15 protein-coding genes and 1 rRNA gene are annotated in these 13273 nt (G+C 35.2%); 15 read left to right on the top strand and 1 reads right to left on the bottom strand.

What is annotated here, in order from left to right:
• The 10 genes from rrf to rsmI form a co-directional block, all read left to right on the top strand.
• Positions 1-88 (top strand): 5S ribosomal RNA (rrf, locus tag ACVWY7_RS26460); the annotation flags it as partial.
• A 190-nt stretch (positions 89-278) separates the two neighbouring features.
• Entirely contained in the window at positions 279-458 is a 180-nt protein-coding gene (locus ACVWY7_RS26455; protein WP_000842027.1) for a sigma factor G inhibitor Gin, read from the top strand.
• A gap of 72 nt (positions 459-530) precedes the next feature.
• A complete protein-coding gene (locus tag ACVWY7_RS26450; RefSeq protein ID WP_073526321.1) occupies positions 531-1952 on the top strand; it encodes an aminotransferase class I/II-fold pyridoxal phosphate-dependent enzyme in 1422 nt (473 codons plus the stop codon).
• 1 nt (position 1953) lies between these two features.
• Positions 1954-2580 carry a dTMP kinase gene (tmk, locus tag ACVWY7_RS26445; protein ID WP_000677237.1) on the top strand — a complete coding sequence of 209 codons (627 nt, stop codon included), beginning with the start codon at positions 1954-1956 and terminating at the stop codon, positions 2578-2580.
• Positions 2581-2615: 35 nt separating this feature from the next.
• Positions 2616-3599, top strand: coding sequence for a DNA polymerase III subunit delta' (holB, locus tag ACVWY7_RS26440; protein WP_000169571.1), 984 nt, complete (start codon positions 2616-2618; stop codon positions 3597-3599).
• 5 nt (positions 3600-3604) lie between these two features.
• Positions 3605-4432: a PSP1 domain-containing protein gene (locus ACVWY7_RS26435; protein WP_000272429.1), complete on the top strand. Its 828-nt coding sequence runs from the start codon at positions 3605-3607 to the stop codon at positions 4430-4432.
• 14 nt (positions 4433-4446) lie between these two features.
• The gene (yabA, locus tag ACVWY7_RS26430) at positions 4447-4797 is read left to right on the top strand and encodes a DNA replication initiation control protein YabA (protein WP_000412056.1); all 351 of its coding nucleotides are present in this window, start codon (positions 4447-4449) and stop codon (positions 4795-4797) included.
• Positions 4798-4917: 120 nt separating this feature from the next.
• Positions 4918-5658, top strand: coding sequence for a tRNA1(Val) (adenine(37)-N6)-methyltransferase (locus ACVWY7_RS26425; protein ID WP_001055360.1), 741 nt, complete (start codon positions 4918-4920; stop codon positions 5656-5658).
• Positions 5645-5935, top strand: coding sequence for a GIY-YIG nuclease family protein (locus ACVWY7_RS26420; protein WP_000414342.1), 291 nt, complete (start codon positions 5645-5647; stop codon positions 5933-5935). The genes ACVWY7_RS26425 and ACVWY7_RS26420 overlap by 14 nt, the downstream gene beginning before the upstream one ends.
• The gene (gene rsmI / locus ACVWY7_RS26415; protein ID WP_000267809.1) at positions 5904-6779 is read left to right on the top strand and encodes a 16S rRNA (cytidine(1402)-2'-O)-methyltransferase; all 876 of its coding nucleotides are present in this window, start codon (positions 5904-5906) and stop codon (positions 6777-6779) included. The genes ACVWY7_RS26420 and rsmI overlap by 32 nt, the downstream gene beginning before the upstream one ends.
• Positions 6780-6799: 20 nt before the next feature.
• On the opposite strand, the gene ACVWY7_RS26410 is transcribed toward rsmI, so the two are convergent.
• A complete protein-coding gene (locus tag ACVWY7_RS26410; RefSeq protein WP_000843036.1) occupies positions 6800-7084 on the bottom strand; it encodes an AbrB/MazE/SpoVT family DNA-binding domain-containing protein in 285 nt (94 codons plus the stop codon).
• A 490-nt stretch (positions 7085-7574) separates the two neighbouring features.
• Here ACVWY7_RS26410 and metG point away from each other — a divergent pair, with 490 nt between their 5' ends.
• From metG to yabG, 5 genes are all read left to right on the top strand, one after another.
• Positions 7575-9557: a methionine--tRNA ligase gene (gene metG, locus ACVWY7_RS26405; protein ID WP_000134151.1), complete on the top strand. Its 1983-nt coding sequence runs from the start codon at positions 7575-7577 to the stop codon at positions 9555-9557.
• Between the two features lie 165 nt (positions 9558-9722).
• On the top strand, positions 9723-10490 hold the full coding sequence (locus tag ACVWY7_RS26400; RefSeq protein WP_073526323.1) for a TatD family hydrolase: 768 nt from the start codon (positions 9723-9725) through the stop codon (positions 10488-10490).
• A gap of 214 nt (positions 10491-10704) precedes the next feature.
• Positions 10705-11262 carry a ribonuclease M5 gene (rnmV, locus tag ACVWY7_RS26395; RefSeq protein ID WP_000692830.1) on the top strand — a complete coding sequence of 186 codons (558 nt, stop codon included), beginning with the start codon at positions 10705-10707 and terminating at the stop codon, positions 11260-11262.
• On the top strand, positions 11259-12137 hold the full coding sequence (gene rsmA, locus ACVWY7_RS26390) for a 16S rRNA (adenine(1518)-N(6)/adenine(1519)-N(6))-dimethyltransferase RsmA (protein ID WP_456524069.1): 879 nt from the start codon (positions 11259-11261) through the stop codon (positions 12135-12137). The genes rnmV and rsmA overlap by 4 nt, the downstream gene beginning before the upstream one ends.
• 109 nt (positions 12138-12246) lie before the next feature.
• Complete coding sequence (yabG, locus tag ACVWY7_RS26385; protein WP_001173738.1) at positions 12247-13110, top strand: sporulation peptidase YabG; 864 nt, start codon at positions 12247-12249, stop codon at positions 13108-13110.
• The last annotated feature ends 163 nt before the right edge of the window (positions 13111-13273 follow it).

Here is a 13273-nt window from a genome sequence, read left to right as displayed (position 1 = left end):
CCGTTCCCATACCGAACACGGAAGTTAAGCTCTCTAGCGCCGATGGTAGTTGGGACCTTGTCCCTGTGAGAGTAGGACGTCGCCAAGCAACTAAAAACACAAGTCAAAAGACTTGTGTTTTTTTTTGTTTTCAAACAGTATGCAAAAAGAAGTAATGGTAATACAAACACGTTGCCCAAGGATGAATCATATTATATAAGAGATTGATGTATATTTTTCTGTAAATTGTTAAGGAATAGAAGTATAAAATATGTCCATTTAAATAGGGAGGGAAAGATATGAAATCACAAAACGAAGTTTGTATTGTTTGTGAGACAGAAAGAAAAGAAGGGATATATGTTTATAATAATTTAATATGTTATGAATGTGAAAAGGACATGGTGAATACGGAAACAGATGATCCGAAGTATATATATTATTTAAAACAGCTTCGGAAATTAGAAGTATCATATTTTTAAATAGGCATATGCCTATTATTTTTTTTGTTCTGTATAATAGATAAAGAATGAAATAATAAGGAAGAGATATAGATGAATCAAAATCGCATACCTTTATATGAAGCATTAATAGAGTTTAAAGAAAGAAGGCCGTTATCCTTTCATGTTCCAGGTCATAAAAATGGTTTAAACTTCCCTCAGGAGGTAGTAGAGGAGTTTAAAGATATATTATCTATCGATGTAACTGAGTTGTCAGGATTAGATGATTTACATAGTCCGTTTGAATGTATAGATGAGGCACAACAATTATTAGCTGATGTATATGGAGTGAACAAAAGTTATTTTTTAATTAATGGTTCAACAGTCGGGAATCTAGCAATGATTTTGTCTTGTTGTGGGGAACATGATATTGTTCTTGTACAAAGAAATTGTCATAAATCGATTATTAATGGTTTAAAATTAGCGGGAGCAAATCCTATTTTTTTAGATCCATGGATTGATGAAGCTTATAACGTACCAGTGGGAATTCATGATGAGATTATTAAGGAAGCAATTGGAAAATACCCAAATGCGAAAGCACTCATTTTAACGCATCCTAATTATTATGGTATGGGGATGGATCTAGAGGCAAGCATTGCTTATGCACATGCACATAAAATCCCTGTGCTAGTAGATGAAGCACATGGAGCTCATTTTTGTTTAGGCGGGGCATTTCCAAGGTCAGCGTTAGCATATGGTGCAGATATTGTAGTTCATTCTGCGCATAAAACATTACCCGCGATGACGATGGGATCCTATTTACATATAAATAGTCGCTTAGTGAAAGAAGAAAAAGTTTCTACTTATTTAAGTATGCTACAATCCAGTAGTCCATCGTATCCAATTATGGCTTCTCTTGATATTGCACGCTTTACAATAGCACGTATAAAAGAAAAGGGACATGATGAAATTGTCGAGTTTTTACAGGAATTTAAAGAAGAATTGAGTACTATTCCACAAATAGCTATTTTACAATATCCATTACAAGACGGGCTAAAGATTACCGCACAGACGCGTTGTCAGTTATCGGGATACGAATTACAGTCTGTATTTGAAAAGGTCGGTATATATACAGAAATGGCAGATCCATATAATGTCTTATTTATTTTGCCTTTGCAAGTAAATAAGAAATATATGAAGGCTATAGAGATGATCCGAGTGGCATTGCAATACTATGAGGTGAAAGACAAGACGGAATCTATTCGTTATACTTATAAAGGAGAAATTTCTCCCCTGCCGTATACATATAAACAACTGGAAGAATACGAAACAAAAGTAGTACCTGTAGAAGAAGCAGTTGGGATGGTAGCAGCGGAAATGGTAATTCCGTATCCACCTGGTATTCCATTGATTATGTATGGAGAAAGAATTACTTCAGAACATAAAGAACAAATTATGTATTTAGAAAAAGCAGGCGCTCGTTTTCAAGGTAGCACGAAATATATGAAAGTGTATGATATAGAAAGTAGGTTTTAGGATGAAGGGATTATTTGTAACAATTGAAGGTCCAGAAGGTTCGGGTAAAACAACATTAATTCAAAGTTTATTGCCATACTTTGAACAAAAGGAACAAAAGGTAATGGCGACGAGAGAACCGGGTGGTATTGCAATTTCTGAGGATATTAGAACGATTTTGCATAAACAAGAATATACGATGATGGAAGCACGTACAGAGGCGCTGTTATATGCTGCTGCACGTAGACAGCATTTAGTAGAAAAAGTTATGCCGGCGCTTAATGAGGATTACCTTGTATTATGTGATCGTTTTATAGATAGCTCTTTAGCGTATCAAGGATATGCAAGAGGATTAGGTATGGATAAAGTATTTGAAATAAATCGTTTCGCAACAGAGGACTGTATGCCTAGTTTAACAATTTACTTAGATATTGAGCCAGAGGTTGGCTTAGCGCGAATTGCAAAAGATGCAGGACGTGAAGTGAATCGGTTAGATATGGAAGATATCTCTTTCCATAAACGTGTGCGTGAAGGGTATTTACAAGTTGTAGAACGCTTCTCGGATCGTATTGTATTAGTAAATGCTGATCAACCAATGGAAAAACTTATAGAAGAAGTTATTCAGGTTATAGAAGATAAATTGTTATAATAGAAGGAAAGAATGAAATAAGTGAGGTATGCATTATGACGAAGACGTGGGAGCAGCTTTCTGCTATACAACCCATCGGTGTAAAAATGTTGATGAATAGCATCGCAAAAGAGCGTATATCCCACGCTTACTTGTTAGAAGGAGGGAAAGGGACAGGAAAGTTTGCGACAGCAATTCAAATGGCAAAGAGTTTCCTCTGTTCTCAGCGGAATGGGGTAGAGCCTTGTCATGTATGTACAAATTGTAAGCGAATTGATTCAGGTAACCACCCGAACTTACATATTGTAAAACCAGACGGATTATCTATTAAGAAGCAGCAAATTCATGATTTACAAGAAGAGTTTTCCAAAACAGGATTAGAAGCAAATAAAAAGGTATATATTATTGAGCACGCAGACCGTATGACAGCAAATGCAGCGAATACACTCTTGAAATTTTTAGAAGAACCAAGTAGTGATACAACAGCTATTTTACTTACTGAACAAAGTCATCAAATTTTAAATACGATTTTATCTCGCTGTCAAGTTGTTACATTTAGACCGTTACCTACGGAATCTTTAATTAGAAGATTACAGGATGAAGGTATTACGGTATCTTTATCGACACTTGCTGCACAACTCACGAATAGTTTTGATGAAGCTTTAACTTTATGTAATGATGAATGGTTTGCACAAGCACGAGCTTTAGTGATAAAATTATGTGAAGCGCTCGAAAAAGATAAAGCCTCTATTTTTTTTGTACAAGAAAAATGGGGAAAACACTTTGGAGAGAAAGAACAATTACAGCAAGGTTTAGATATGTTACTCCTTATTTATAAGGATTTATTATATGTTCAACTTGGAGAAGAAGATCGGCTTGTTTTTCGTGAGCAGAAAGAGATGTTTGAATCTTTCTCCTATGCTCAGAAGCGCATTGTATCAGCTCTCTTTAATATATTAGAGGCAAAAAATAGAATCAACGCTAATGTAAATGCGCAGCTTGTGTTCGAACAGTTAGTGTTGCGGTTGCAGGAGGGATGACCGTTTTGTATGATGTAGTAGGTGTTCGCTTTAAGAAGGCCGGAAAGGTGTATTACTTTGATCCGAATCAGTTCGATATCTCTGAAAATGAGTTTGTAATTGTAGAAACGGTAAGAGGTATTGAATACGGAAAAGTAGTTATTACCAAAAAGCAAGTTGATGAAAACGACGTTGTATTACCGCTAAAAAAGGTTATTCGTATTGCAAATGAAAATGATCGTACCATTGTTGAAGAGAACAAACATGCTGCAAAAGAAGCATATCAAGTTTGTCAGCAAAAGGTAGTAGAACATAATCTTGATATGAAACTTGTAGATGTAGAGTATACGTTCGATCGCAATAAGATTATTTTCTACTTTACTGCGGATGGTCGGATTGATTTCCGCGAACTAGTGAAGGACTTAGCGGCAATTTTTAGGACAAGAATTGAACTAAGACAAATTGGTGTTCGTGATGAAGCGAAGATGCTTGGTGGTATTGGTCCATGTGGTCGTATGCTTTGTTGTTCTACTTTTTTAGGAGATTTTGAACCTGTATCCATTAAGATGGCAAAGGATCAAAATTTATCATTAAATCCTGCAAAAATCTCTGGTTTATGTGGTCGCTTAATGTGTTGCTTAAAATATGAGAACGATGAATATGAGGCAGCAAAGGAACAACTTCCTGATTTAGATCAACGTATACAAACCCCGCATGGTACTGGCCGTGTTATCGGATTAAATATTTTAGAAAGATTAATTCAAGTGGAACTAGTAGACAAGGAACGGATAGTAGAATATACGTTAGATGAGTTAGTGAATAAAGGGGTCGTTTCGAGTCAAACCACAGATTAATGAGGTGGGTGCTTGTGGAGAAAAAAGATATTTTTGCATCGGTTTCTAGTATGGAAGAGCAAATTGGACATTTATACAAACAGTTGGGAGAATTAAAACAACATCTTGCAGAGTTACTGGAAGAAAACCAACATATAAAAATGGAAAATGAAAATTTGCGACACCGTTTTGAAGAAGTGCAGATTAAAGAAAAACAAAAAACTCAAAAACGTAAAGAAGTGAAGCCAAAGACAGATATTGGTGAAGGCTACGATAATTTAGCAAGACTATATCAAGAAGGTTTTCATATTTGTAATCTGCATTATGGAAGTGTACGTAAAGAGGGAGATTGTTTATTCTGCCTGTCATTTTTAAATAAAAAGTGAAATTACCTTTCCAATTATTATTGGAAAGGTAATTTTTTATACATGAGAGTAGAATTAAATATGTTTTTTATTACAAGAAGATGAAATAGGGTAGGTTAAGTGTAAGAAAAGGAGTAACATATGAATTTATATGAAGATGAACGTTTAGATTACTTATTAGCACAAGATATGAAGATCATACAAAGCCCATCAGTATTTAATTTCTCATTAGACGCTGTTTTACTTGCAGACTTTGCTTGGGTACCAATTCAAAAAGGTAATTTACTTGATTTGTGTACAGGTAATGCAGTTGTGCCCCTTCTATTAAGTACAAGAACAAAAGGGAATATTACTGGTGTGGAAATCCAAGAACGCTTATATGATATGGGTATAAGAAGCGTTCAATATAATAAGTTAGAAGAAAGAATTCATTTAATACATGGGGATTTGAAAGATATGCCGGAGAAACTTGGACGTCACCAGTATGATGTTGTCACATGTAATCCGCCTTATTTCCAAACGCCTGCAACTTCTGAAAAGAATATGAATGAGCATTTAGCGATAGCTCGTCATGAAATTATGTGTACATTAGAGGATGTTGTATCTGCAAGCAGTCAGCTAGTAAAACAGGGCGGGAAAGTAGCATTTGTACATCGTCCAGGTCGTTTATTAGATATTGTTACATTAATGCGTAAATACAAAATTGAACCAAAGCGTGTACAATTTGTTTATCCTAAGGCAGGGAAAGAAGCAAATACGTTGTTAATTGAAGGAATTAAAGATGGAAACGCAGATTTAAAAATATTGCCACCTCTTTTTGTATATGAAGAAAATAATGAATATACAAAGGAGATTCGCTCGATTTTATATGGAGAAGAATAAACATTGTTTTTATGTAGTAGAGTGCTCTGATGGAAGTTATTATGCTGGATATACAAATCATATAGAGAAGCGGATTGGGACCCATAATAGCGGAAGAGGAGCTAAGTATACGCGCGCTAGACTTCCTGTTGTGTTAAAATACGTAGAATTTCATGAAGATAAGCGTACAGCTATGCAAGCAGAGTATTATTTTAAGCAATTAAATAGAAAACAAAAAGAAGAATATATGCAAAAAGGAGAACGCTATGTGGCAACAAAAAAGCTTTCAACAAAATGAAAAGGGAGTTTTATATTTAGTACCAACTCCTATTGGAAATTTAGAAGATATGACATTTCGTGCAATCCGAATTTTAAAAGAAGCTGATTTAATTGCTGCTGAAGATACGAGACAAACGAAAAAACTTTGTAATTATTTTGAAATTGAAACGCCTGTTATGAGTTACCACGAGCATAATAAAGAAGTAAGTGGAAAGAAAATATTAGAGAAGTTAGATGAAGGAAAGACTGTGGCACTTGTTAGTGACGCTGGTATGCCGTGTATTTCCGATCCAGGCTATGATATTGTTGTCGGGGCAGTAGCTGAGCAATATCATGTAATCCCGCTTCCTGGGGCAAATGCAGCACTTACAGCATTAATTGCATCAGGCCTTGAAACAAAACAGTTTTATTTCTATGGGTTTTTACAAAGAAATAAAAAGGAAAGAAAAATGGAATTAGAGAAGCTTCGTTACATACAAACTACAATGATGTTTTATGAAGCGCCTCACCGCCTGGATGATACATTAATCTCGATGCAAGAAGTATTGGGAAATAGAGAAATTGTATTATGTCGAGAGTTAACGAAAAAATTCGAGGAATTTATTCGAGGAACAGTTGAAGAAGCAATTGAGTGGACGAAACAAAATGAAGTTCGTGGTGAGTTTTGTATTTTAGTAGCTGGTTCAACGGAAGAACCTGCTCCAGAAGAACAATGGTGGGAATCTATTTCAGTATATAATCATATTGAACATTATATAAATGAAAAAGGTATGAATTCAAAAGAGGCGATAAAAACAGTCGCTAAAGATCGAGATTTGTCGAAACGCGATGTATATCAAATCTATCATGTCGATAAAAAATAAGCTTCTCATAATTGAGAAGCTTATTTTGCTGTTTCGATATAATCTTGAAGTTCGTTTAAGATTTGCTCAGCGCCTTCTTTGCTTAAGATAATTTTACCTTCAGCTAAAGATAGGTTACCATCAGATACTTCACCAGTTACTTGGCAAGTCATGTTTGGTTTATATTTTTTTAAGATGATTTTCTCGTCATCAACATAGATTTCAAGTGCATCCTTTTCTGCAATACCTAAAGTACGGCGTAATTCGATTGGAATTACCACACGACCTAATTCATCAACTTTACGAACGATACCAGTAGATTTCATAATTCTTTTCCTCCTAAAGAAATAGTTTATAAGTTTCGAGTCTATTTTTAGATTCGTCATTTTTCGACAAAATACCCTATGGACATATGATACCAATCATTTACATTTCCGTCAATTCTTTAATTCTATATTTTTTAAAAAGATTTATAGATTTCTTACTTCTTATATATAATAGAATGGGATTAATTTCTACTATTATTTCACTTTATTTTCAGAAAAATTTTTAAATTGCAAGTGGAGATTGTATATTTTCTTGAAATATGAGTAATAGATGGTAAATATACTAATCATTAACTCATTTTTATCACGCATTAACAAGCAATAAGATTTTAAATTTAAAGTGCGGCCGGAGCAAAGCAGTTAAGTGGGAGTCGGGTTAATAGTCCGCGGGAGGGAACAAAACCCCGACAGATTAAAGTTTCACTTTATATATAAGTTTTTGATATACTATTTATAAATACATATGAGGTTATCCGGGAGGTCCAAAACAATGACAGAGGAAAACAAATCCTTTTATATTACTACCCCAATTTATTATCCAAGTGGAAAATTACACATTGGACATGCTTATACAACAGTAGCAGGAGATGCAATGGCACGATATAAGCGTATGCAAGGATATAATGTTCATTATTTAACAGGAACTGATGAGCATGGACAGAAGATCCAAAAGAAAGCAGAAGAATTAAACGTTACACCACAAGCATATGTGGATAACATTGTTGCAGGAATTAAAGAACTTTGGGAGAAAATGGATATCTCTTATGATGATTTTATTCGTACAACGGAAGATCGTCATAAAGATGTTGTTGAAAAAATCTTTAAGCAACTAGTAGATCAAGGTGATATTTATCTTGATGAATATGAAGGTTGGTATTCTGTACAAGATGAGACATTCTATACGGAGCATCAATTAGTAGATCCAATTATGGAAGGTGACAAAGTAGTTGGAGGAAAAAGTCCAGATAGTGGTCATGATGTAGAACTTGTTCGTGAAGAATCGTATTTCTTTAGAATGGGTAAATATGTCGACAGACTATTAAAATTCTATGAAGATAATCCACATTTCATTCAGCCAGAGTCTCGTAAGAATGAAATGATTAATAACTTCATTAAACCAGGATTAGAAGATTTAGCAGTTTCTCGTACTTCATTTGACTGGGGAGTTCGTGTTCCAGGTAATCCGAAACACGTTATTTATGTATGGGTTGACGCACTATCTAACTACATTACAGCATTAGGTTATGGAACAGAAAATGAAGAGATGTATAAGAAGTTCTGGCCGGCAGATGTGCATTTAGTTGGAAAAGAAATCGTTCGTTTCCATACAATTTATTGGCCAATCATTTTAATGGCATTAGATTTACCTCTTCCGAAAAAAGTCTTTGCTCACGGTTGGATTTTAATGAAGGATGGAAAGATGAGTAAGTCGAAAGGAAATGTAGTAGATCCAGTTACATTAATCGATCGTTACGGATTAGATGCATTACGTTATTACTTACTTCGTGAAGTTCCATTCGGATCTGATGGCGTATTCACGCCAGAAGGATTTGTGGAGCGTATTAATTTCGATTTAGCAAATGATTTAGGTAACTTATTAAATCGTACAGTAGCTATGATTGATAAGTACTTTAACGGAGAAATCCCTGCATTTAAAGCAAATGTAACAGAATTTGATGAAACGTTAGTAACATTTGCGAAAGATACATTGAAAAAAGTTGAAGAAGCAATGGAGAATATGGAATTCTCTGTAGCTCTAAGCTCAATTTGGCAATTGGTTAGCCGTACGAATAAATATATTGATGAAACACAACCATGGGTATTAGCGAAAGATGAGAATGATCGTGAAAAGTTGGCGTCTGTAATGGCTCATTTAGCAGAAGTACTTCGTCAAACGGGTATTATGCTTATGCCATTCTTAACAGTAGCACCAAGCAAAATGTTTGCTCAGCTTGGCCTTACTGATGAAGCACATACATCTTGGGAAAGCCTATCTACAATTGGCTGTATTCCAGCTGGAACAAAAGTAGAAAAAGGACAACCAATTTTCCCTCGTTTAGAAATGGACGTGGAAGTGGCGTACATTAAAGAACAAATGAAAAGCTCTGCTCCTAAAGTAGAAGAGAAAAAAGAAGAAGAACCGAAAGCGGAAGAAATTACAATTGATGATTTCTTTAAAGTAGAATTGCGCGTAGCTGAAGTACTATCCGCTGAACCAGTGAAAAAGGCAGATAAGTTGTTAAAAATTCAACTAGACTTAGGCACAGAAAAGCGTCAAGTTGTCTCTGGAATTGCAAAATTCTATTCGCCAGAAGACCTAAAAGGTAAAAAGGTTATTTGTGTAACAAACTTAAAACCTGTAAAATTACGCGGTGAATTATCGCAAGGTATGATTTTAGCGGGTGAAGAGAATGGCGTATTGTCATTAGCATCTATTGACCAAAACCTACCAAATGGTACAAAAATCAAGTAATTAAGACAAGAAAAGAGATGTTTCACGTGTAACATGTGTGAAGCGTCTTTTTTCTTTTTACACTCTCATTTTTGCATTAAGATTGTAGTATTGTTATCGTTAAGTTATAAAAGAGCTTATTTGCGTAGAATAAATTTGATTTCAATATAAAAGGAGTTATGTATTATGTTGTTTGATACACATTCACATTTGAATGCAGAGCAATTTGAAGAAGACTTGCAAGAAGTTATTGCCCGAATGAAAGAAGCGGGAGTTACTTATACAGTTGTTGTTGGTTTTGATGAAGTAACGATAAAAAAGGCGATTGAATTAGCTGAAACCTATGATTTTATTTACGCTGCAGTTGGATGGCATCCAGTTGATGCAATCGACATGACAGAAGAGCATTTAGTTTGGTTAGAAGAACTTGCTTCTCATCCTAAAGTCGTTGCACTTGGAGAAATGGGCTTAGATTATCACTGGGATAAGTCGCCAAAAGAAATACAGAAAGAAGTATTCCGTAAACAAATTGCGTTAGCGAAAAAGGTAAAGTTGCCGATTATTATACATAACCGCGATGCAACGCAAGATATTGTTGATATTCTAGAAGAAGAGAATGCAGCTGAAGTAGGAGGCATTATGCATTGCTTTAGCGGCAGTGTAGAAGTAGCAGAGCGATGTGTTGATATGAACTTTTTAATTTCATTAGGTGGACCAGTTACATTTAAAAACGCTAAGAAGCCGAAAGAAGTTGCTACGGAGATTCCATTAGAGAAATTGTTAATAGAGACTGATTGTCCGTATTTAACACCACATCCATTTCGAGGAAAACGAAATGAACCGAGTTATGTAAAACTCGTAGCAGAAGAAATTGCGAACTTAAAAGGAATTTCTTATGAAGAAGTAGCGGAAATAACAACAAAAAATGCAAAAGCTTTATTTGGTGTTGAATAAAAGAGTGGGAGGACCCATTCTTTTTTTATTTTTGTAAAAAAATAGCAGGAGTGACAGAAAAGATAAGAGTGAATGAGTAGGTGTTACAATAAGGAGAGAGAACAAAGTTTTGGACATTCTATTTTTTAAAATGTAAGAATGGGGAAAATAATAATGGAAAAGTCGTCATTTTTTTGTTTTACTAAGTAGAGACGAAACGAGTGTGGAGGCAAGCATGAAAATTAAAGAGATTATCGTTGTAGAAGGTAAAGATGATACAGTTGCGATTAAGCGTGCTGTTGATGCGGATACAATTGAAACGAACGGTTCAGCAATCGGTGATCATGTTATTGAACAAGTTAAATTAGCGCTACAAAAACGAGGCGTTATTATTTTCACAGATCCGGATTATCCTGGAGAGCGTATTCGAAAAATTATTTCTGATAAGGTGCCTGGATGTAAACATGCTTTTTTACCGAAGGAAGAAGCACTTGCTAAGAGGAAAAAAGGTGTCGGGATTGAACATGCTTCTAATGAATCAATTCGCCGTGCTTTAGAGAATATACATGAAGAAATGGAAGCTTACACAAGTGAAATCAGTTGGAGCGATCTAGTCGATGCAGGTTTAGTGGGCGGAGAAATGGCAAAGAGTCGCAGAGAAAGAATGGGTAAGCTATTAAAGATTGGTTATACAAACGCAAAACAGTTACATAAACGTTTACAAATGTTTCAAGTCTCAAAAGAATCATTTGCAGAAGCTTATAAGCAAGTCATACAGGAGGAAAGAAAATGAAGGATATCGCAACGCCAAATCGTACGAAAGACATTGTTGAAAAGTATGGATTTTCATTCAAAAAAAGTTTAGGACAAAATTTTTTAATTGATACGAATGTATTAAATCGTATCGTTGATCACGCTGAAATTGGTTCAGAAAGTGGTGCAATTGAAATTGGACCAGGTATCGGTGCATTAACAGAACAATTAGCGAAGCGTGCCAAAAAAGTAGTGGCTTTTGAAATTGATCAAAGGCTATTACCAATTTTAGATGAGACGTTAGCTCCATATGGAAACGTTACAGTTATCAATAAAGATGTGCTAAAGGCAGATGTACATGAGGTGTTTAGTGAGCAATTTGAAGAAGGACAAGATGTAATGGTAGTAGCTAACTTACCATACTATATTACAACGCCAATTTTATTTAAATTGCTGGAAGAGAAATTACCGGTTCGTGGATTTGTTGTTATGATGCAAAAAGAAGTTGGGGATCGTTTAGAGGCTAAGCCTGGAACGAAAGAGTACGGTTCTTTATCCATTGCTATTCAGTATTATACAGAGGTAGAAACAGTTATGACTGTACCGCGTACAGTGTTTGTACCACAACCAAATGTTGATTCTGCAATTATCCGCCTTCTAAAGCGTCCGAAACCAGTAGTAGAAGTAACTGATGAGACATTTTTCTTTGAAGTAGTACGAGCAAGTTTTGCGCAACGTCGTAAAACTTTAATGAATAATTTATCAAATAATTTAAATGGTTTCCCGAAAGATAAAGAGCTGTTGGATCGAATTTTAACAGAAGTAGGAATTGATCCAAAACGAAGAGGCGAAACGCTATCTATCGAAGAGTTTGCGACATTAAGTAATGCATTAGTTCTTCATAAGTTATCATAAGAATACAAAAGGGACAGTTCAATTTGAACTGTCCCTTTTGTCACCTTTCTCCTCCTAAATTCATACTTTAAAACAGGTAAGATGGCCTAACGAGTTTGGAGGTAGGAGAATGGCTTTACATGTTGGAGAATTAGTGGAACGATATTCTCATAATAGGGATATCCTTTTTCGTATTATAGAAATAAAAGGCGAGATAGCTATATTATTTGGAGAGGAAATTAGATTAGTGGCAGATGCGCCACTTGAAGATTTAATTAGTATAGATCAACGAGAACATAAAAAGAGAGCAAAGCGTGAGAAAGAAACAATGGAGCGTACGTATCGTTTGTTTCAACAAGATTACGTATTAATGAAACAAAGGCATGAACACACTTCAACTGGTGGATATACAAGTGAAGTGAATTATTTTCAAATGCCAGGACGTGTATTGCACATAGATGGAGACCCGTTATATTTGCGCAAGTGCCTAGATTTATATAATAAAATTGGTGTTCCTGTACAAGGTATTCATTGTAAAGAAACGGAGATGCATGAAAAGGTAGTAGATTTAATAGACCATTTTCGGCCGGACATTTTAGTTATTACAGGGCACGATGCGTATACAAAATCAAAAGGAGTAAAGGGAGATTTAGCAGCATATAGGCATTCAAGGCATTTTGTACAGGCTGTCCGAGAAGTGCGAAAAAAATATCCATCATTGGATCAACTCGTTATTTTTGCTGGGGCATGTCAATCACACTTTGAAGCATTAATTCGAGCAGGCGCTAATTTTGCTAGTTCCCCATCTAGAATTAATATTCACGCACTAGACCCTGTATATGTGGTTGGTAAAATTAGTTTTACGTCATTTATGGAGCGAGTCAATGTATGGGATGTTGTACGTAATACGATTACTGGTGAAAAGGGACTTGGCGGGATTGAGACGAGGGGGATTTTACGAACTGGATTACCTTTTCAACATTATGAAGAATAAGCAAGGTACATATGTATCTTGCTTTTTTATTTGGAGAGGATTTAAATCAGTTTGGATAAAAAGAGACAAGAACGCACAGACTACATAATGATACTTTTACAATATAGTATTTCTTCTATCTATTCGAACGCATGATGCTTTTATAAAGATATTGTCTGTGAGT

The sequence above is a fragment of the Bacillus sp. TE9106W genome (assembly GCF_054062215.1).
This window is presented reverse-complemented; position numbering and strand designations above follow the sequence as displayed.